The organism is Streptococcus sp. 68, from assembly GCF_013277415.1.
GTDB lineage: Bacteria > Bacillota > Bacilli > Lactobacillales > Streptococcaceae > Streptococcus.
Map to the genome: position 1 here is coordinate 1 of NZ_VMMX01000004.1, position 20,380 is coordinate 20,380.

Genomic DNA, 20,380 nt, shown 5'->3' on the forward strand with positions numbered 1-20,380 from the left:
CTAACTCAGCTATCGCTTTCTCTTTTCCGACTGGGTTCACTCCGTTGATATTATCCAATCCCCGTTGCAAGGCATCATCCACCTCATAAAGGTTGTTGGCATTGTCAAGCTCTCTTGTAGCATTCCGTGCATAAATATCAACTTTACTAGTGGCGCCATTTTGCTCCACTTGGGATAAATTTTTATTCTTGCTAATAGAGTCGTTTTTTACTCGTCTAGCTTGCTCTATGTCATCCTTGGCACCCTCTTTCGCTTCCTGATATGTTCTGGAATGCCACTGATTGACAAGAACCGTATATCTACCTTCACTTCCTCTCAAACCTACAGCATAGTCAAGCTTGTTGATATCGTTATTCCCTCTAGTATCGAAAGTTATTTTGTAACTATTGTCATTATCTCCCAGCGAGAAATAATATAAATCCGAACCGCTACTATTTATTTGGGTAAATTTTGCGTTTGATTGATCCTGAAAAGCTTGGTCTTCATTCCGTCTTTGATATGGTTGGTTGTTTCCCGCACCATGACGAGCTAAATCATCAAAGCTTGCTACTGGTAGTCTGCTCACATTATGATTTCTGATGCCAGTATTACTAACTGTTCCTTTAGTCTGATTGCCAAAGCCTGTTCGAGAGTGTTGTAGAAGTGACAATAAAGTCCCATCATTAGAAGATACAGCAGTGGTACTGCCACCTTTGTCACGAATACTAATACTATCTGTACCTCGCTTGAATGTCTGCCCCGAAGGAATCGTAAGCCAAACACCTGTTCCAGGCATTTGTCTATGTCCATTATTTATCTCCAACTCCCAATGGAAACCATCAGCTGTAGAAGTTACTTTTGCAAGAATATAGCTTTTTGCATTAGAGACAGGCTTGGTCGAATTGTCTGTCGTTCTTCTTTGAGAGAAAAACACATAGGTGTATCTATCGTAGGTCTTATCTCCCGACTTACCGTTTTCAATGTAACTTTCATGTCGATCTAATGGCTTTGCCGCCCTTGCAGACCTTCCACTATAGTTAGCATTACGAAAATCAGAGTAGCCACCATCACGCGGTTGAGGGGTTACTCCTTCAGCTGTAGTTTCCTCACCATATTTTTCTTCCAGCACTCCTTCGATGAGGTCTCGGGATTTTTTCAGGTCGACTAGGGCGGCGGCAAAATCTTCTTGGCTGATGGTATCACCCTTAGAAAAGGCTTCATTGAACTTATCAGCTGCTGCTTTTGCTGCTTGGATTTTATCTTCCGACGCTTGATTTTCTTTAAGTCGTTTGACAATAGACTCTAATTCATCTTTTAGTCCATAGACGCCGTTTTCACCTTCTGTCGTATTAGTGTAGGTTGGGAGTTCTCGTGGAGTAGATTGAGAGTTGGCTTCAGGTGCTGCTTCCTTTCCTCCATCAGTTGGACTAACTTGGTTCGCAACTGCTCCAGGCTCGATTGTTCCCCCTCTTTTACGACGCTTCCCGCTACTTGCTTGCTCAGTTGCAGTTCCGTTTGGTTCGACAAGCTTATTATTTGTCGAACTTGCTTCACCCAAGTCTGTCAATTTTGGTAGCGATGGCTCCAAGGCTTGATTGACACGGCTCGTCAGTTCTTCCATCAGTCTTACTTGCTCATCAACTTGCGCTTGCGTCGCTTTTGGATTTTCTAAGACAGCCTTAGCTGCTGCTAGACCTGCTTCCACTTCATCGTGGAGCGCTTTCATGGAGCTAAGAGTTAGTTTTTCCAACAAAGCTTGCAGATTGCCTTGGAGTGATTTAGCTTCTGTCGTTTTAGTGGCAGATGTGGGCTGGTCTTGCTCTTTTTCTCTCTCTGATTGAGAAGTTTCTTGAGCAGCTGGTTTTGCCTCTGGTTTGGTCGGAGCAAGGTCAGCTGTTTCCTGCCCCTTACTAGCGTCCTCGGCTTTAGTCTCTGGAGAGTTTGACTCCCCTGTAGACTGGAGCTCAGCCGACGGTTCAGTCTGAGAGACCTTCTCTGGCTCTTCCCCATCTGACTCCTGTGGTTCCCCATCTGAATTTCCAGAAGGTCCAGCAACTACATCACTGGCTGTCGCCGAAGATACTGCAGGCGCCTGCGCTTGCACCCCATTTGCGAAAAACATCAATGCCGCAACCGCAACACTAGCAGCACCAAAATGGTATTTACGAATAGAATAACGGAAAATTTTCTCTCCATTACCATCATTCTTTTTCTTGAACATAAGTGAATCCTTTCCTCGTCTGAGAGCTTCCCCAAGCTTAGAAAGCGCGCAAAAAGCCGACAGACGATAATATATCAACTCTATACTACCACTTCTGACATACAAATCAACCCCCTCGCTGATAGTATAGAGTTAGGAAATGCAAGAAAAAAGCGACATTATATATATATATATATATATGCATAGATGTGTAAAGCCTTTTGATACAACCCATTTTTTAACAAATATACAAGAGTTATACTACATTTATATATGCTAAACATCCTCTGCGCCAATGTTACAATATTATTACATTTTGATTACACAAACATTTCAAAATATATGATAGAAGTCTGAGTATTTTATAGTAATTTCCTTCCTATCAATTAGATCAACCAGTTGAGTGTTGAATGTTGAAACACCCTAGCCTCAGCAAAGAACTATGATCAGCATTTCCTAGCCGCTAGGACACTCCAAACCACCTATTCTAAGTCCATCATCATAGCTTGGTCAGTAAGATACAGACTGCAAGGCGACGCTGATGTGGTTTGAAGAGATTTTCATTGAGTATAATTTTAACTTCTTATTTTTCATTCCTATTCCTTAAATAAAAAGCTCACTAAAAAAGTGAGCAACATTTCCAATGAGATACTTCTGTTGACGAGCGCGTCTCTCCGCCCCCTCATTGCCTTGCGAAGAGGCTTGGCGAATCGAAAGGAGGTGTTTTTTCCTGTTTTCAATTCTACTTATTTTTGTACATTTTTTTAATTTTATCAAACAAAAAAACGCAAGCCGAAGCCTGCGAAAAGTTTTTTTATAACCATTTAATTTCTTTCACATCTGTTTTACGAACTTTAGCATATTTCTTAGCGCTTGTAAAATGTAGAGTAACCGGTTTAAACATTCCACTTTTATCTCTTCGTAAACCTAAAATTGCGGATCTTTTGTTTCTATCTTCAAAAAATATGACGTCCAACTTCATAGTGTTTTTAGATAAATCTTTGGCTAGGATACAACAACTTGTTATCCTAGAATAGAAGATATCACCGATAAAACTATACAAAGATATCCTTTCTATAACATCGTTGTACATGGGATTATTTTTATATTCTTCCAAAATAAAAACACCAGCTTGAATAGCAGGTATTGTTTGACTAGCATAATCTCGTGTGATTTTGTGCAAGCCAAATAAGTGATGTAAATCAGTCAAGCAAAAATCTACTTCGAAAGTCTCTAAATGATTATAATTCGTTGATACTTGACATGTTTTTCCATCGAATTTCTCTTGATAATCTAAAATACAATCAAGTAATTTCAACGACAAACTCCATATTTTCTCAAAATAAAAAAAGCACGGGGCAGTTCTCACTACTGCCCAAAGTGGATGATTAGAGTCGGCTTCTCTAACTCCCTATGTTGTGCTTATTAGGCTTATCGCAAGGGAACAGTTTTTAGCTCTGCCAAGCCACATAGCGTGCTTACTACTATGTGTCCATGTCTCCATGGATTGCCGAGCTGTTTAACGACGTTTTGGGAGTCGGGATAACGAGAAAAGTGATACTTTTACGTTTTTTCCAACTTAATTATGACATCTTTCTTTAAAAAAGTCAATATTTATCGCTTTCTTTAACGAAAAAAATCCCACAAGAACGAATCCTGTGGGGAGATACACATTTTAGAAAAGCTTTCCTTTATTCTATCATTTTTATTACATTTTATCATTCAGTATGATAAAATACAAGTTTTTTGACAAAATAACCAAAAACTACTCGCTATCCCCTCTCACATCACCCTACATATCGTTTGATATGCGACTGATAGTTCAGGGAAACTTCAAGGACAACTTTTCTCTCATCCCCTATGCAGGACTTACTATTTCATTTCTACTCCTATAGGCTCAATTTGACACTTTTCTTCTTCGAATTGCTCATATGCCTACTGAATAGTGAGTTCGATTTATCCAAATTTATTTTTGTCTATTTTGATGAACACTTCCACGAAGATAGTCTGAAAAAGAATCCGCCCCAATTTTCCTTCTCTTTTTAAGCATATTATTCCAGATATGATTGCCCTCTTGTTCAGTAATAAATTGCGCTTTAAACGCTTCAACCAGTATATCTCCTGTTGTCATATGTTCTAAAGAAAATTCTTCTACATATGGTTCAACATCTCTTAGATTATTACTTCCTAATATCCCATTATGCTTTTTCGCTAAGGAAATAGAAGCTGCTTCTCCCTTACCAATAACCTTGTTACTATCATGATTTCTTGTTAAATTTCTATATAATGCGTATTCTTCAGTTCCAATGTCTATGCTCACAATCTCAGCCGAACCCTTAGCTACCAACTGGTCTATCCTAGATTTTAAATGGGGGATTGTAGGTATATTGATTTCATCATACACCTCTTGTGGAATAACAATTTTACCCGAATAGAGCTTTTCTAAAAGATGTTCAGTGCCAACCCATAAAAATGCTGAAATACAATCTGTATCAATAAATACACGACTAGTCAAACGGCAACTCCCCCTCTTCATCTAGCCCATATACAATATCATATCTGAAAGCATCTAGTAGCAGTTCCTCATACTTCCCTTGAGAAATTCTGTTATTTTCTAAAAGTTGTTCAGTCGATTTAATATAGTGTCCTAATACCATTTCCTTTTTACTTTCTGACAAAGGACGATATAAACTTGTATCATAGCCTAATCTTGAAGCTGTCTCTATAACACTAATATCCATATTTTTAATTTCTTCTGCATCAAGGTATCCATCATTCCGCAATCTATATAACATAGCTTTATGACTGATACCATAAAACTGACCCAATTTTATAATATCTTCTACTTCAAGATGAGTTCTATTAGCATTTTCTCTGATTTCCTCAACCATCCTATACAGTGAAGATGGGGAAATTAAAAAATAAGAAGCAAACTGATCCGCTTTTCTTTCAGTTTCATCTCCTTCACCAATCAAAATAAAACTGACTGAACTCTTCTTCACCTCATCATAATAAAGATGATACAGTTCATGTGCTAAAGAAAATCTTTGTCTTCCTAATGACATGTCTGAATTGATTACAATGAGACTGGACTGAGTTCCTTTATAACAGACTCCGCTAATATTCTTTCCGAGTCCATAAAATACCAGCGTCAAATTTTCTATCTTTTGTACCAATTTAAAAATATCTATCGGCGCTTCACCATCAGCTCCCAACTTTTTTCTAAGATTTGAAGCTTTATTACTTAAATCCATTTTATCAATCATTTATTTTGTCTCCAATAGCTGATCTATCTCAAATTGATTCAATACAATTTTATTGATTTTCGCTAAAACTTTAAGATCTTGGTCTACTATTTTATTTTTTCTAAACGATATGACACACTGTTGTTCAGCTTGTTCGCCAAACAAAAGATAGTCAACCGTACAGCAAAACAGGGCAGATAGTTTCTCAATAACATCCGACGTGATATTCCTTTCACCTTTTTCCATTTTGGCAATCATGCTTTGATTCAAAGACAAATATTCAGCAATCTTATCTTGAGTAAGATTTGAAGATATTCTAAGTTCTTTTATTCTTTTTCCAACATCACATACATTTATCATATTCATACACCTCTCATAAAAAGAATAGCACACTCTTGTCATAAAGTCAATTTTTTAAATAAAAAAATTATGACAAAACAAGGAAGCAATTTATTGATACTGCTTAAAAATCCAAAATTGATAATATTAAACCTATTTGATGAGTTCCTATCAAAAATCGTATCTTCAACCTCAAAACAGTACTTAAAGCTATCCGATTCGGTTTACATTGTCAAATTTAGATTTTATTTGAGCATAACTTTCTAGTTTGCTTTTTGATTTTTATTTAATATAGTAGCAAAAATTGAAGTAAATATCTCCACCAGAAAACGCATACTATTAAGGCTTTTCAAGACCTAATAATATGCGCTGTTCTGATTTGAAAGACATTCCATTATTATTTTACTGTTATCAAGCCTTCAGGCTCGACTGTAAATTCTGGTTTTTCTGCTATCGTACCATCTTCTTTAAGGTAATACCATCCATCATTTGATTTGACAAAGGCATTGGAAACCATGTCCCCATTTTGACTATCAAGATAGTACCAAGTCTCCTTGTATTTAATCCAGCCTGTTTTCATAGCACCTTCTCCATCGAAATAGTACCACTTCTCAGCGATTTTCTTCCAGCCTGTAGCCATTTCGCCTGACTGATCAAACCAGTACCAGTTGCCGTCTATGTGCTTCTTCCAACGGTCTGCAAGCATATATCCTGAACCGTCAAAGTAATACCAAGTACCATTTACTTTCTCAAACTTATCTTTTGGATAAGAACCGTCTGAGTGTACATACCAGGTGCCAGTATCGTTCTGTTGCCATCCTGCTTCAATCGTCAAGCCGTTTTCAATATCCTGCTTAAACTTCTCACGGCTAATACCCCATTTGGCAAGATAAGGATAGGGGTCAATGTGATCTGAGTTATTATCGGGTTGGTTATTGGTGCAGTATTCGTGTGTCTTGATACCTGCTAAATCAGCAGTATCAAGCGTTTTAGGTATCCCAGCCTCGTCTGCTAGATTGCGCAAGAGTTCGATATAGAGGCGATAGTCAATCAGAAACTCTTCTTTTGATTCATGACTTTCAATCAGTTCAACTTGTGCATAACCTTCTGCATTCCAACCGCCCCCAACGTCCCAGGCACCATTATCAACAGGTCCTACCTGCATAACACGACCATTACCGACTACGTGAGAAAAGAAGCCCAATTCAGGATCTTTTCTGTAATGGTAGTCAGCCTCATTTTGCACCGTTGAGTTACGGTTGCCTGTGGAATGAGCATGGACTTGCCTATATGGTTGCACGCCGACTTGAGGCAAATCTGTTCTTAATTTACTCACATCAATTTCCATATTCTACTCCTTATCAATTAAAACAACTTATTTTTTACAATCCAGAGCTAGAAACTCCTTTATTTATACCTCATAAAGAATACAATCCTAGTCACGATTAGGCTTGTAGATAGAACTTTAAAACGCACTATTTTAACACTGTAAATAGGACTGATAAGGTCTGCATTCTATCTACAATAACACCCCAGACTAAAAAGCTTTTCAAAAGTATATTTTTACAGTCTCTATATGTCCTTTTAATAAATACATTATATCATATAAAAGAAGTCAAAAGTATATTAAACTATTTTCAAGACCAAACTAAAAGAGGAGAACACAAGTTTTTTCGATTTTCACTAGAGAAAAGAGATTTTATTCAGCAAATCGAGCTATGATGACACTTTTGTTACCAAGATAGCCTTGCCTTCTTTTATCAAGGGGTGACGGAATAATGAGAAGTACAGTTGAACTGTCATGGCAACCCAGATAAGGGGTTCACAAAGAATAACTCCCTTATAGCCTGCCCAAGGGATAATCAAGACCACAAAAGCGATTTTCCCGATTAGTTCGATAAAACTAGAAACTAGAGGAAGGACTTTTTGCCCCAAGCCCTGCAAACAATTGCGATAAATCAACAAGAGACTCAAAATAGGATAAAAAGCTGAGCTGATTTGCAGATAGAGACTGCCATTTTCTACCAAGTAGCTATCCGTCGAACTAGCCAAGAAGGAAACCAAGGCAGGACTGGCAAAAAATAGGAAGACACAAACAAAAACTGCCCAGGACATACTTAAACGACTGCCGATTCGAAGACCTTGAACAATGCGGTCTGGGCGCTTAGCACCTAAATTCTGAGAAGCAAAGGTCGTCATCGAGGCAGAGATAGCGGTCATGGGAAGAAGGGCAAAGGCCATAATGCGTCGAGCTGCCGTCTGGGCACTAATAATCACTGCACCAAAGGTATTAACAGAAGACTGTAAAATCACACTGCCTATAGATACAATTGAACTCATCAAGCCCATAGCCAAACCTTGCTCCAAGAGATCGGCGTATAAGGCCTTGTCCCATTTGAAATGCTTGAGTTGAGGCAAAAGTTCTGGCACACTCTTACGGATATAATAAAAGCAAAGAACTGCTGATAAACCTTGCGAAATGATGGTAGCAAGGCCCGCTGATTGAACTCCCAGATGCAATTGTGTAATAAAATAGAGATCCAGAACCACATTAACCAGAGCAGAGAAAATCAAAAAACCAAGCGCAGCCAGACTGTCGCCAATAGATCGCAACAAACCTGCAAAGAGATTATAGGCAAAACTAACACCGACACAGGTCACAATCATAGAAATATATTGATAGGACTGAGGGAGGATTTCTGCAGGAGTATCTAAATATTGCAAGAGTGGATACAAACCGACAAAGCCCAGTAGCATAACTACAATACTCAAAAGAGCACCTAAAATCCAGGTGGCTGCTACTGCTTCCTTGATTTTTGTAAAATTCCGAGCACCATAATAACGAGCAATGACAATCCCCATCCCATTACCAACACCAAGAGTAAAACCTACAATCAGGTCAAAAATCGCTGTCGTCGCCCCTACCGCCGCCAAGGAGTCTTGTCCAAGAAAACGCCCAACAATCAAGACATCAGCAGTATTATAGAGCTGTTGAAAAATATTTGATAGCAAGATTGGGAAGGCAAAACTCAAAAGCGAGGGAAGAATCGGACCATGTATCAGGTCCACTGTTCGTTTTTTATTCATAAGGCTATTATATCAGCTTTCTAGAGGAGCGACAAGAAACAGCAAACTATAGATAATCTAAAAACTTGAATCAAAAATTGACAAAGCAGCGGATTTCTCCACTACTTTAACAGCTTATTCTTCAATTTCGATTTCAAGTCCATCGCCTAGGTCAAGAGTTACCTCTTCATTCACAGAATCTGCTTGAACTGCTTCATCTTTTTTGTTTTCAGTATCTTGTTCTGAAGCCTCTTCTCCATCAATCAAGCCAAATTTAGAACGGACTTGCTTATCAATGTCATCAAAGATTTCTGGGTGATCTGCCAAGTATTTCTTAGCATTCTCAGAACCTTGCCCGATTTTCTCATCCTTGTAAGAATACCAAGCTCCTGCTTTTTTGATGATATCCAAATCGCTTGCAATCTTCAGGAGTTCACCAGTCTTAGAAATTCCTTCTCCATACATAATTTCAACTACGGCTTCCTTAAATGGTGGAGCTACCTTGTTTTTTACAACCTTAATCTTAGTTTCTTTACCGACATTGGTTTCTTTTTGGTCACCAGTTCCCTTAATTTGTGTATTGCCACGAACATCCAAGCGGACTGAAGCATAGAATTTCAAAGCACGTCCACCAGGTGTTGTTTCTGGATTTCCAAACATCACTCCAACTTTTTCACGCAATTGGTTGATAAAGATGGCAATTGTTTTGGTTTTATTGATAGAAGCACCGAGCTTACGCATAGCCTGGCTCATCATACGAGCCTGCAAACCAACGTGGCTATCTCCGATATCTCCATCAATTTCCGCACGAGGTACAAGGGCTGCAACTGAGTCGACCACGACAAGATCTACAGCACCTGAGTCAATCAATTTTCCTGCAATCTCAAGACCTTGCTCTCCTGAGTCTGGTTGTGACAAGAGCAATTCGTCAATGTTAACACCAAGAGCCGCAGCATAGGCTGGATCGAGGGCATGTTCCGCATCGATAAAGGCTGCAATCCCACCTTCTTTTTGCGCTTGTGCAACTGCATGAAGGGCAACCGTTGTCTTACCAGATGACTCTGGTCCATAGATTTCGATGATACGTCCCTTAGGATAACCACCTGAACCAAGGGCAATGTCAAGAGCCAAAGAACCTGAGCTCATCACTTGCACCTTTTGCTCGGCACGTTCACCCAAACGCATGATGGATCCTTTACCAAAGTCTTTCTCAATCAATTTAAGAGCGTCATTCAAGGCTTTTTCACGTTCTGCCCCAAATTTTTTTGAAATTTCTTCTAATTTTTTTGGTTTTTTCGCCATTCTATTCTCCTACATTCTAATGATCCTCAGACCTATCTACTATTATATCAAAAGTTAGTCACTTAATAAAGCCTTGCGAACTAGGTTAAAGGCATGCATAACCGCAATGTGACGTACATCTGCTCTACTTCTGCCTCCAATATTCACCTTGATAACCTCAGTTCCTTGCTCTTGAGCCAAGCCTATGAAGACTGTCCCAGCTGGGTATCCTTCTAGGCTATCTGGTCCTGCCACTCCAGTCAAACTAATTCCAAAATCAGACTGGGTCTTACTTCGTGCCTGCTCAGCCATCTTCTGAGCTGTAAATTCAGACACCACACCATGTTCTTCCAAATCCTTGACAGGAATATCCAACATGTTTGATTTTTTCTCCAAGCTATAGGTCACAAAACCACCCTTAAATATACTGGAAGCACCAGAAAAATCTGCTAGACTAGCTTGGAAAAGACCCGCCGTCAAACTCTCTGCAGCCGTGATGGTTTTCCCTTGTTTTTTCAGTTCCTCTATCACAATGCTGGCCAAGCTGGACTCTTCCCCATAACCATAACAAAGGTCTCGTAAAGAAAGTCCTTCAAAGGTCTGGCGATCCAAAATTTGATGTTCCAAAATATCCAACGCTTGATTTGCCTTTTCTTGACTGCTAGCCTTTGTTGACAGGCGCAGAGTGACTTCTCCTGTCTTAGCATAGGGGGCCAAGGTCGGATCGGTTTGATTCTCAATTAAATCAGCCAAAATCGTAACCAGCTGACTTTCGCCAATTCCAAAGAAACGAAGAACTCGGGAATACAGCTTGCTCCCTGTCATCAACTTGGGTAGAAGCTGATTTAAGACCATAGGTTTCAATTCACTTGGTGGACCTGGAAGAACAACGTAGGTCACTCCTTCGACTTCCAATATTCCTCCCACAGCCAGTCCTGTTTCGTTTGGCAGTGGAGTCGCTCCTTCTACAAGTTGAGCTTGTCTTTCGTTATTCGGTGTTCGGGCATAGTCTGGTCGCCGGGCAAAAAAGACATCCAACTTCTCCTGAGCCTGAGGATCGAAGACTAATTCCTTCCCTAAAAATTTAGCCAGAGTTTGTTTGGTCAAATCGTCCTCAGTTGGCCCTAAACCACCTGTCAAAATCACCAGACTGCTACGTTGACTGGCAATCTCAAGCAGGGATAAGAGACGGGCTTCATTGTCTCCTACAGCCGTCTGAAAATATACATCTACCCCAATCTCTGCTAGTTTTTCTGATAAAAACTGAGCATTGGTATTGACAATCTGTCCTGTCAAAATCTCTGTTCCAACAGCAATGATTTCTGCTTTCATGTTTCCTCCTACCTATCTATTCGTATTTTTTTGAAAAAATCGCAGGAATTTTCCTACGATTGATTTTTTATTTGTATCAAAAGTTAATTATCTTCATCACCAACAGGTGCTCTGCCAAATAAATCTTCAAATAAAACCGCATTGGTTTCGACCTGGGTAACTTCTTCTTGTCCCAAAGAACGTCGGAGTAGATTTTGCATTTCCAACATATGGGCTCTCGAAACAATCTGGTAAGAAACACCTTGAAGCATCTCTCCTTCACCCTGCAACTGCTGAGTTTCAATGGTTTTAAATGAATCTTTATAGCCTAGCAAGTTAGGGATACTTTTTGCAGACAAATCAATATTGGTCTGCATATTGTCACTCAAAGCTTTTAGAATCTCTTGATAATGACCAACGCTATTTAAACTGAGAGCTTTTTCCATGACTTTTTGAATAACTTCACGTTGACGTTTTTGACGACCATAATCTCCCTCAGGATCTTGGTAACGCATTCGTGCATAGACTAGAGCTTCTTCTCCCCCAATATGTTGCTCCCCAACACCGATAGAAATGGTATTAAATTCTTCTTGGTCACTGATAGAAATTGGGAAACCTAGGGTATTATTGACTGTAATACCACCTACTGCATCCACTAGTTTTTGCAACCCTTTCATATTGACCATCACATAGCGATCAATATGGATATTCATCATTTTTTGAATGGTTTCTATAGCAAGCTCTGCTCCACCATCTGCATATGCTGAATTCAGTTTCGCTTCATGAGCCTGACCATTCCCTGATTCAATGCGGGTCAGAATATCCCGCTCTAAACTCATCATCGTTGTTTTTTTCGTTTTAGGATTCACTGTCATCAAGATCATGCTATCACTTCTACCGACCCAAGTTTCAGTTCGTTCAGCATTTCCGGTATCAACCCCCATTAACAGAATGGTCAAAGGTTCAGTCGCTTCAATAACCTTGGTTTCTTCGCCGATTTTTTTATAGGTTTTAGCTAAGGTTTCTGTCCCTTGTTGATAAATAGTATAAGCAAAAATACCTGCTCCTACTACAGTTACAGAAAGTAAAGCTAGCACCATTCCAATAATTTTTTTAACCATATTTCTACTAATCGATCAGTTTACCCATCAAGTAAACATCGATAAATTTCCCTTCTTCTATATATGCTCCACGCTCTTGGCGACCTTCAATTACAAAGCCATGCTTTTGATAAAGATGGACTGCTGCTTGATTACGAGTTTGGACAGTCAGTTGGAGACGACGCAGAATGCCACTTGCTTGTGCCCACTCTATCGCTTCTTCTAGCAACAAACTTCCCAATCCATTATTCCAATATTTCTTACCAATCACAATGAAGAGGTCTCCAATATGACGGACTCTCTTACGCTGGTCAGCTGTAATATTTACAATACCAGCAATTTTATCATTTAAGAATGCAAGTAAGGTTATCTGATTGTCCGAACTAGCTTGCTTGTTGAGGAATATTCCCATCTCCTCACTGGTCAAGAGAATACCATCTCCGTCTAAGCTGGTAAAATCTGTTTCTACACTGACACGATTTAAAAAAGCCACTAATTCAGCTGCATCTTTGGGCTCTGCTTCCCTAATGAGCAATTCATACTCCATGTCGAAGCTCCTCTAAGAGTTTCTCAGCACGCAAACCCTTTGCCTGAAAATTTAAACGGCGACCGTCTTCTTCTTTTAGAATTTCCAATTCTAAATAAGTATCTGGTAAGGCATCACCTAAGAGATTTCCCCACTCGATAACAGTCACTCCGCCACCAAAGAGAAACTCATCCAAATCGATAGAATCCGCATCTCCTTCAATACGATAAACATCTAGGTGATAAAGTGGCAGTCTGCCTTCATACTCTCTTACGATAGTATAGGTTGGACTTTTAATCATTTGAGAAATCTGTAAACCTTTAGCAAGTCCTTTAGTAAAGGTCGTTTTACCTGCACCCAGTTCTCCAGTTAAGATTAAAACATCATTCTTTTCTAATAGATGACCCAAACGCTCCCCTAAGGCTTGCAGCTCTTCTTCATTTTTTGTGTACATATTCTTATTATACCAAAAACTTTTCTTTTGTGTCTATTTTCCTGCTAAACTTATACTCAATGAAAATCAAAGAGCTGACGTAGTTTGAAGAGATTTTCGAAGAGTATTACCATCACAACATCCATAAAAACAAGCTTGCTCTAAAAGAAAATGAGCGTAGCAATGACCAATACAAGATCTCGGAAAATATGGCCATAAAAGGAAACTTCCTTTTTAACAGAATTTGGGACAAGATAGGCTGCAAAAAACAAACCCAGTCCAATATAAATCAGAAGTGAGACAATAGTCATTGGATTTCTTAAGAAGAGAAGTGTTGCTAAAATAGTCACCAACACTGTCTTTTTTCTATCTAGCATAGCAAGCAAATCGCGCATGTATTTTTTCAAGGGTAAAAAAATCAGCAAATCTAGTCCAAATAGGAAAAAGAAGGATGGCAATAAAAAGTCAACTAATTCTTGCTGCAGCGTATTTTTGATGAACAAGTTGTCTGACAAAACAAGGACAGCTCCTAACAAATTAATTAAGAGCAAGATACTGTAAAAAAGCTTCACCGACTTCTTACTGGCTAGGACACTATGGACTTCTTGCTTACGGGTATAAAGATAATTTACTCCAGCACAGATTCCTGAAACGAAGACCATACTTCCGATGAAAAAAGCTGTACTTTGTTTAAAGGACAAGATGCATTCTTTCCATAGGAAACAGCTACTCAAACTGATTTGAATTAAAGCTAACAAAAATAAGATTCTCATTGATTTCATCTTTTCTCTCCCTTCTTACCAATCATTATACTAGGAGAAAAGAGAGAACTGTTTCTAATCTTCTCAAATGTCTTTTTAAGACGCTAAACAAACATGAGAGACTACTACTCAATGAAAATCAAAGAGCAAACTAGGATGCTAGCCACAGGTTGCTCAAAACACTGTTTTGAGGTTGCAGATAGAGCTGACGTGGTTTGAAGAGATTTTGGAAGAATATAAACTTGAAATAAGGCTGATAGTATTCATTTCACTATCAGCCTTACAGGTTATTTAACGTTTCAGAAAAACTATAATGTCAAGATTAACTAAACAATATCTAATTCCTTCAAATAATTTTCTATCTTCATCAACATTAAAGGATTGTTATAAATCTTACATAACTCTCTTGCTTCTATATAATAATTTTTGACTTGTTCTTTGTCTAGAAATTTGGCTCCAGCATTTCCTACAAGAATAAGTAGAGGAGCCAATTGGTAGCTTGTCTGTCTTTGTTTACAGAGTTCAATCGTCTCAAGAGCTTCTTGGATGGCTTCATTATATTTTTCCTTTGATACTAGGTAGTGAGCGTAGTTGTAACGAACTCTGATGTAGCCAAATAAAAACTCTTGATGCTCAAAATTTTTTGTCTGATATAACTCCATCAAATGAGAGTAGTTTGCCTCATATTCTTGTTCACGACCCACTAAGGAATAGAAATTAGATAGAGTATTCAATGCCTTTAAATAAATCAGAGTATTTGAAGAGACTTTTAATAATATATTTTCCAATGAAGAAATTGCCTCACACTTACTGTCATATTGATAGAAGTCAATAATAGCTTTAATCCATTCAAGGTAAGTTCGGTCTTCTAGTGTTAGAAAAGTACTTCGTTCAATCTCTATTCTATAAATATATTCCAAATTGTCATAATTTCTGTCATCTAATAGTCGAGCAGATAATTGCTTGAAATTAGAGAGGTTAGATTTAATTTCAATTTGTTCATTAAAAAAATAATCTAATGGCACTTCGAGTCGTTGTGAGAGTTTGAACAAAAGGTCTGCGGAGGGAATGAAATGCCCTCTCTCAATTTTACTAATCTGGCTTTGTTCACAAATTCCTTCTGCAAGAGTTTGTTGGGAGAGTCTCAACTCTTTTCTTTTCAATCTGAATTTTTCAGCTAATGTAGTCATAAAAACAAAAAACCTTCCTAATTTATATTTGTCAATTATATATCATTTAGTTAAAGACGGCAAATATTTGCTCGATAAAATTACAAATAGAAATAATAAAAAAAGTTCAAAATATAATAAAAATACTTGACTGAATAATATACATATGTTAAAATAAAAACAAGGAAACAGAAAGGGGTTTCACGAATAAAGAAAAATCGTGGAATTCAAAAATTAGCTATATTAGTATTACTAGGTGTTTTTACGTTTAGTAACACAATTCCTTACCAACAGTTTGTTCAGAAGAATAAACGATTGGAGATTCGAGTGCAATTACAAAAGAATTCCAATGGTCTTGATGTTGGGAAGGCAGATTGATTTCGTATTACTTTAAAATTCAACTATTTAGAGAAAGGTATTCTTATGAGAGCTTGTAACAATACCAGATAGATATAAGAATGGAGATGTTTGATAAAATGCTTTCATAGCTAACCAACTGTTGAAAATTATGAGTTACAAAATCTAAAGTATTTAAGATTGGTTTATAAAATTAGGTCTCTGCCTGTAGAAAGGAACATGCAGTTAGAAAGGAGGAAAAAATAGGATACTATAATTCAGACTGAGATTTCTAATTAAAATATGTAGTTGCATTTCGCTCATTTTCATAATATTTCATTCAGAGGAGTAATAATATGTTAAAATTTAGAAAAGTAGTTGCATCATCCCTTGCCGTTTTGGCATGTAGTTTGGCTCTTCCTGTTTTGGCAGTTTCTCTCCATGGTGGCGAGTGGACCTATGGAGGCTATCATGATCCAAATAATTGGGGAGCATTTTCGAATTATTATCATGGTTCAGAGGATCACTGGGCCTATGTTGGAAGTAATGGACGTGACAATCAAAAAACAGCTTATGCAGGAGCACATAGTGCGGCCTATGCGTTTGTTAATACAAATTTTGGGGAGCAAGTTACATTTGATGCGGGATTGCAAGAATAATTGAAGAAGATTCTTTTATCAATAGTTTAGTAAGCTTGTTAGTTTATAGAGGGCAGGGGTATTTCTGCCCTCTATTTTAGAATAAGGAATGCACTATGAAAAAATTATTTATACTCATATCCAACCTGCTTGCTAGTTTGTTCTTTGTTTGGGTATTTACCATTTGGACTGATACATATGTTTCCCATTATTACCCCAACGTTGTTGTACGTGATTCTTCCCCTGAAACAACTTTTCAGCATGTTGCTACACGCTTGGAAAAACTAGCAGAAGAAACGGATAGCTTTATTGCGATTCAACACCAAGATCCCAACTCAGAAGGTACTCCAGTTTTTTCTTATACGACCTTTGGGGACGGAAAGTTGCCTGATGGGCTACAGGAAAAAAATCTAGAAGATGCCCAAAGTAGTAGTGTTGAAACAAACTATTTTGTATTCGATGGAAACCTAGATATTCACTTGCTAAGAGAGGAGCTAAGTCAACTTGGCTTGACTAACATGCACCTGATAATTCCATCTAAACTATCTACGTTAATGGCTATCTTTAGTAACGGATTTCAGTTAATCGGTTTATTGATTTTCATCTTAACCTTTGGAGCACTGACTTTAATTAGTCAAATTAGCCAATTACGGTCGTCGGGCATTCGCCTCATTTCAGGAGAGAAACGGTGGTCCATTTTCCTTAGACCAGTTGGTGAGGATTTGAAAGGGATAGCTGTTGGTTTCAGTTTAGCTGGCGTGCTCGCCATTCTTATGCAAAAAATTCTGTCGCTTCCAACGCAATCCCTAATGACCATAGGAGAAGGCTTGCTCAGTTATAATCTCATCTTGTTGTTGATCTCCCTGTTTTTCGCTCAACTCTTCGCAGTTGGGATAAAAAAGATACACCTGATGCAGATTATAAAAGGGCAAGTGCCTGTCAGAGGAATCATTAGTTTGATTTTAATCGGTCAACTATTAGCGATTATTATTGTAACGCTGGGAATAGGGAGTAGCTTAAAGTATTCCCAAGCCTGGCAACAGCATCGGATTGGACAAGAGGCTTGGAGCCAGGAAAGGCAACTGATTACCCTATCATTCAGCCGTGAAGGAACGAGTCCTGGTTTTGATGAACAAGCTCAAAGGAAACTCAGAACTTGGTATCAATTGATGGATCTGGCTGTTTCAGAAAAAAAGGCTTTCTTATCTAGACACCAGTTAATTGACCGTTCTTTGCAAAATGGCATGGCTTCCTCCAAAAACTTTATAACCTCTACAGAATGGCACGATTACAACCCGAATGGCAATGTCCTTATCGTCACACCGCAATACTTGGAGCGTCAAAACATTCCTGTAGATACAACTATTGAGCAAAAGATGAATCACCTTGATGTAGGGGAGTTTGTCTTATTGCTGCCTGAACACCTCCGTTCAGAGGAAGAACATTATAAATCTGTTTTTGAAGACGACTTAACCAGTCGCATGTCTAGTAAAGATGAACGACAGCAAATGACTGCTACGGTAGGTTATTTGGAATCAGGTCAGGATCGTTTTGTGTATAATACGACCCCTATTTCTTACCAGCAGTTTTTGAAAGATCCAATCATCATTGTTATAACACCCCAATCAACTGGTCCACAGTCCATTTTCTTTTGGGTAGACGCAGTACAGAATTACGTTCTCTTTAATCAATTGTCTGATGCCCAGGAGCTTATCCAGAGACAAGGCATTGAAAATTGGGTCTCAGAAATGCAAACAGGTTACCACAACTACATCACATTATCGGATAATATCCAGAGGGAACGTTGGGTAATGCTAGCAGGAGCTGTGCTTGGGATTACAACTTCAATCTTGTTGTTTAACACTATGAATAGGCTCTACTTTGAAGAATTTAGACGTGCCATTTTTATCAAACGCATTGCAGGTCTCAGGTTCTTAGAAATCCATCGCACTTATCTCTTTGCTCAACTGGGTGTGTTTTTACTGGGATTTGTTGCGAGTGTATTTCTTATGGTAGAGATAGTAGTTGCTTTCTTAGTCTCGTTACTCTTTACTGGTCTATCTCTTTTACAGTTACATGTCCAAATGCAGAAAGAAAACAAGATGTCCATGCTTGTTTTGAAGGGAGGTTAATATGATTGAACTTAAACAGGTGAGTAAATCTTTTGGAGAACGAGAGTTATTTTCGAATCTTTCAATGACATTTGAGGCTGGAAAAGTCTATGCCTTAATTGGTTCAAGTGGTAGCGGAAAAACAACCTTGATGAACATGATTGGGAAATTAGAATCTTATGATGGGACGATTTTTTACCGAGGTAAAGACTTGGCCAATTATAAATCGAGTGATTTTTTCCGTCACGAATTGGGCTACCTCTTCCAGAACTTTGGCTTAATTGAAAACCAAAGTATTGAAGAAAACCTTAAGCTAGGTCTCATTGGTCAAAAGTTGAGTCGGTCGGAACAGCGGTTGAGGCAGAAGCAGGCTTTAGAACAGGTCGGCCTGGCTTATCTTGACCTAGATAAGCGCATCTTTGAGTTATCGGGCGGAGAATCGCAACGGGTTGCCTTGGCAAAAATTATCTTAAAGAATCCACCCTTTATTCTGGCAGATGAGCCAACAGCTTCAATAGACCCAGCAACCTCTCAGTTGATTATGGAGATTTTGCTATCTCTTCGAGATGATAATAGGCTAATCATTATCGCAACACATAATCCGGCAATTTGGGAGATGGCTGATGAAGTGTTCACGATGGATCGTCTGAAATAAAAATCCTTGTTTTTAATTGCACGATGAGTTACTGAAATATTATCATGAATCAATAATAGTGTAGGAGAGATTTTCCTCCTACAACCGTTTCAAAAGAAAACTATCTTTATTCCATGTTATTTTGAGGAAGATATTGTGAAAGTCAAAGATGATGATAAAGTTGAGTGGAATTTGTTAGAATTTCAAAAATTTAGAGCATTTTTGGCTTAGTAATCTGTGTTGAAGGCTCAAAACCTATGGTAAAAAAGTAGCTTTGAAAACGTATTGCCTCCAAAGATTGAGTTAAATAATGATTTAACACAAAAAGAAATTATTGAAGTTCTGGAAAGATGTTGTTTCAGTATTAAGAAAAAGTGGGAAAAACTTGCGATTTTCACAGAGAAAGGAAGAAAAAGTATAAAAATATAGTCAATTGAAACAAGAACTGGACAAAAGAACCTTTTGTGCCATATTTTTCTCCTTTCGCTTTACAATTGGCTTGAACACCTTTATTGTATCGCATTTGGAGTTTTTTTGGTATAACCTTCGACGCGCACCCGCATAGCGGGTGTTTTTTTCGTCTCGCACCTAACGGAGCGAGACGAACTAATAGTCACTTAATCAAAAAACGCACCATATCAAAAACTAAAAATTTGATATTATGCGTCATGTCTTAAACTAATTGACTATACTTTCTATTCAAATGAGCTTTTAACCAATCTCTTTGGTCAATCAACTCTTAAAACCAAAGAGCAATTTCTCGCTTAGCTGACTCTTCTGAATCTGAACCATGTACAACATTTTGGATAGGTTGATTTTCACTAGCAGCTTTTGCAAAATCACCTCGAATAGTGCCTGGTAAAGCTTCTTCTGGACGAGTCGCACCCATCATAGTCCGCCAAGTTTCGATTACTTTGGGACCAGAAATGATACCTACAAGAACCGGTCCTGAAGTCATGAATTCACGAATCGGTGGGTAAAAACTTTGGCCAACCAAATCCTGATAGTGCTGGTCAATCAAGTCTTCTGAAATCTGCGAACGCAACTCCAATTTTTCAATTGTCAATCCACGTTGTTCGATGCGTTTCAACACTTCACCCACTAGCCCTCTTTTTACACCGTCTGGTTTAATAATAAAAAATGTTTGTTCCATACCCGTCTCCTTTGTCAGCTTCTTTCTTTTATACTCTTCGAAAATCTCTTCAAACCACGTCAACGTCGCCTTGCCGTAGGTATGGTTACTGACTTCGT

General features: G+C 38.4%; 18 protein-coding genes and 1 pseudogene. 4 read left to right on the forward strand and 15 right to left on the reverse strand.

Features of this window, described 5'->3' with window-relative positions:
- The 14 genes and pseudogenes from HT720_RS02275 to HT720_RS02340 all read right to left on the reverse strand — a co-directional run.
- Positions 1–2,200, reverse strand: a 2,200-nt coding sequence (locus tag HT720_RS02275; protein ID WP_173274579.1) for a YSIRK-type signal peptide-containing protein, incomplete at its 3' end; no start/stop codon positions are given.
- Positions 2,201–2,993: 793 nt separating this feature from the next.
- Entirely contained in the window at positions 2,994–3,548 is a 555-nt protein-coding gene (locus tag HT720_RS02280; RefSeq protein WP_345890270.1) for a PBECR4 domain-containing protein, read from the reverse strand.
- A gap of 723 nt (positions 3,549–4,271) precedes the next feature.
- A pseudogene (locus HT720_RS02285) lies at positions 4,272–4,694 on the reverse strand (hypothetical protein); the annotation flags it as partial.
- Positions 4,687–5,433, reverse strand: a complete 747-nt coding sequence (locus HT720_RS02290) for an ImmA/IrrE family metallo-endopeptidase (RefSeq protein WP_345890271.1) — start codon at positions 5,431–5,433, stop codon at positions 4,687–4,689. The pseudogene HT720_RS02285 and the gene HT720_RS02290, both read right to left, overlap by 8 nt.
- Before the next feature lie 12 nt (positions 5,434–5,445).
- Positions 5,446–5,790 carry a helix-turn-helix transcriptional regulator gene (locus HT720_RS10335; RefSeq protein ID WP_050086717.1) on the reverse strand — a complete coding sequence of 115 codons (345 nt, stop codon included), beginning with the start codon at positions 5,788–5,790 and terminating at the stop codon, positions 5,446–5,448.
- A 370-nt stretch (positions 5,791–6,160) separates the two neighbouring features.
- Positions 6,161–7,111 carry an N-acetylmuramoyl-L-alanine amidase family protein gene (locus tag HT720_RS02300; RefSeq protein WP_000401883.1) on the reverse strand — a complete coding sequence of 317 codons (951 nt, stop codon included), beginning with the start codon at positions 7,109–7,111 and terminating at the stop codon, positions 6,161–6,163.
- A gap of 368 nt (positions 7,112–7,479) precedes the next feature.
- A complete protein-coding gene (locus tag HT720_RS02305) occupies positions 7,480–8,850 on the reverse strand; it encodes an MATE family efflux transporter (protein WP_173274582.1) in 1,371 nt (456 codons plus the stop codon).
- A 114-nt stretch (positions 8,851–8,964) separates the two neighbouring features.
- Complete coding sequence (recA, locus tag HT720_RS02310) at positions 8,965–10,131, reverse strand: recombinase RecA (protein ID WP_173274583.1); 1,167 nt, start codon at positions 10,129–10,131, stop codon at positions 8,965–8,967.
- A gap of 54 nt (positions 10,132–10,185) precedes the next feature.
- Positions 10,186–11,442, reverse strand: coding sequence for a competence/damage-inducible protein A (locus HT720_RS02315; protein ID WP_173274584.1), 1,257 nt, complete (start codon positions 11,440–11,442; stop codon positions 10,186–10,188).
- A gap of 83 nt (positions 11,443–11,525) precedes the next feature.
- A complete protein-coding gene (locus HT720_RS02320; protein ID WP_173274585.1) occupies positions 11,526–12,542 on the reverse strand; it encodes an LCP family protein in 1,017 nt (338 codons plus the stop codon).
- 7 nt (positions 12,543–12,549) lie between these two features.
- Positions 12,550–13,068 (reverse strand): GNAT family N-acetyltransferase, encoded by a 519-nt coding sequence (locus tag HT720_RS02325; protein WP_173274586.1) that lies wholly within the window; start codon positions 13,066–13,068, stop codon positions 12,550–12,552.
- Positions 13,058–13,501 carry a tRNA (adenosine(37)-N6)-threonylcarbamoyltransferase complex ATPase subunit type 1 TsaE gene (tsaE, locus tag HT720_RS02330; RefSeq protein ID WP_173274587.1) on the reverse strand — a complete coding sequence of 148 codons (444 nt, stop codon included), beginning with the start codon at positions 13,499–13,501 and terminating at the stop codon, positions 13,058–13,060. Before tsaE ends, HT720_RS02325 begins: the two co-directional genes overlap by 11 nt.
- 140 nt (positions 13,502–13,641) lie before the next feature.
- Positions 13,642–14,262 carry a hypothetical protein gene (locus HT720_RS02335; RefSeq protein ID WP_050222261.1) on the reverse strand — a complete coding sequence of 207 codons (621 nt, stop codon included), beginning with the start codon at positions 14,260–14,262 and terminating at the stop codon, positions 13,642–13,644.
- Between the two features lie 305 nt (positions 14,263–14,567).
- The gene (locus tag HT720_RS02340) at positions 14,568–15,431 is read right to left on the reverse strand and encodes a helix-turn-helix transcriptional regulator (RefSeq protein WP_173274588.1); all 864 of its coding nucleotides are present in this window, start codon (positions 15,429–15,431) and stop codon (positions 14,568–14,570) included.
- 186 nt (positions 15,432–15,617) lie between these two features.
- Here HT720_RS02340 and HT720_RS10340 point away from each other — a divergent pair, with 186 nt between their 5' ends.
- The 4 genes from HT720_RS10340 to HT720_RS02355 all read left to right on the forward strand — a co-directional run bounded on the left by HT720_RS10340 (position 15,618) and on the right by HT720_RS02355 (position 19,150).
- Positions 15,618–15,788: a PhrA family quorum-sensing system peptide gene (locus HT720_RS10340; protein ID WP_267241016.1), complete on the forward strand. Its 171-nt coding sequence runs from the start codon at positions 15,618–15,620 to the stop codon at positions 15,786–15,788.
- 314 nt (positions 15,789–16,102) lie between these two features.
- Positions 16,103–16,405 carry a lactococcin 972 family bacteriocin gene (locus HT720_RS02345; RefSeq protein ID WP_045611574.1) on the forward strand — a complete coding sequence of 101 codons (303 nt, stop codon included), beginning with the start codon at positions 16,103–16,105 and terminating at the stop codon, positions 16,403–16,405.
- A gap of 95 nt (positions 16,406–16,500) precedes the next feature.
- A complete protein-coding gene (locus tag HT720_RS02350) occupies positions 16,501–18,516 on the forward strand; it encodes a DUF1430 domain-containing protein (RefSeq protein WP_173212188.1) in 2,016 nt (671 codons plus the stop codon).
- Between the two features lies 1 nt (position 18,517).
- Complete coding sequence (locus HT720_RS02355; RefSeq protein WP_000571433.1) at positions 18,518–19,150, forward strand: ABC transporter ATP-binding protein; 633 nt, start codon at positions 18,518–18,520, stop codon at positions 19,148–19,150.
- 718 nt (positions 19,151–19,868) lie between these two features.
- On the opposite strand, the gene ndk is transcribed toward HT720_RS02355, so the two are convergent.
- On the reverse strand, positions 19,869–20,282 hold the full coding sequence (gene ndk, locus HT720_RS02360) for a nucleoside-diphosphate kinase (RefSeq protein WP_173274589.1): 414 nt from the start codon (positions 20,280–20,282) through the stop codon (positions 19,869–19,871).
- Positions 20,283–20,380 lie beyond the last annotated feature (98 nt).

What these genes read in the sequence shown, in the direction of transcription:
- HT720_RS02320 (WP_173274585.1), bottom strand. Translation starts at nt 12,542, where the DNA reads ATGGTTAAAAAAATTATTGGAATGGTGCTAGCTTTACTTTCTGTAACT.
- HT720_RS02345 (WP_045611574.1), top strand. Translation starts at nt 16,103, where the DNA reads ATGTTAAAATTTAGAAAAGTAGTTGCATCATCCCTTGCCGTTTTGGCA.
- HT720_RS10335 (WP_050086717.1), bottom strand. Translation starts at nt 5,790, where the DNA reads ATGAATATGATAAATGTATGTGATGTTGGAAAAAGAATAAAAGAACTT.
- HT720_RS02350 (WP_173212188.1), top strand. Translation starts at nt 16,501, where the DNA reads ATGAAAAAATTATTTATACTCATATCCAACCTGCTTGCTAGTTTGTTC.
- HT720_RS02340 (WP_173274588.1), bottom strand. Translation starts at nt 15,431, where the DNA reads ATGACTACATTAGCTGAAAAATTCAGATTGAAAAGAAAAGAGTTGAGA.
- HT720_RS02290 (WP_345890271.1), bottom strand. Translation starts at nt 5,433, where the DNA reads ATGGATTTAAGTAATAAAGCTTCAAATCTTAGAAAAAAGTTGGGAGCT.
- HT720_RS02315 (WP_173274584.1), bottom strand. Translation starts at nt 11,442, where the DNA reads ATGAAAGCAGAAATCATTGCTGTTGGAACAGAGATTTTGACAGGACAG.
- ndk (WP_173274589.1), bottom strand. Translation starts at nt 20,282, where the DNA reads ATGGAACAAACATTTTTTATTATTAAACCAGACGGTGTAAAAAGAGGG.
- recA (WP_173274583.1), bottom strand. Translation starts at nt 10,131, where the DNA reads ATGGCGAAAAAACCAAAAAAATTAGAAGAAATTTCAAAAAAATTTGGG.
- HT720_RS02325 (WP_173274586.1), bottom strand. Translation starts at nt 13,068, where the DNA reads ATGGAGTATGAATTGCTCATTAGGGAAGCAGAGCCCAAAGATGCAGCT.
- HT720_RS02305 (WP_173274582.1), bottom strand. Translation starts at nt 8,850, where the DNA reads ATGAATAAAAAACGAACAGTGGACCTGATACATGGTCCGATTCTTCCC.
- HT720_RS02335 (WP_050222261.1), bottom strand. Translation starts at nt 14,262, where the DNA reads ATGAAATCAATGAGAATCTTATTTTTGTTAGCTTTAATTCAAATCAGT.
- HT720_RS02355 (WP_000571433.1), top strand. Translation starts at nt 18,518, where the DNA reads ATGATTGAACTTAAACAGGTGAGTAAATCTTTTGGAGAACGAGAGTTA.
- HT720_RS02300 (WP_000401883.1), bottom strand. Translation starts at nt 7,111, where the DNA reads ATGGAAATTGATGTGAGTAAATTAAGAACAGATTTGCCTCAAGTCGGC.
- tsaE (WP_173274587.1), bottom strand. Translation starts at nt 13,501, where the DNA reads ATGTACACAAAAAATGAAGAAGAGCTGCAAGCCTTAGGGGAGCGTTTG.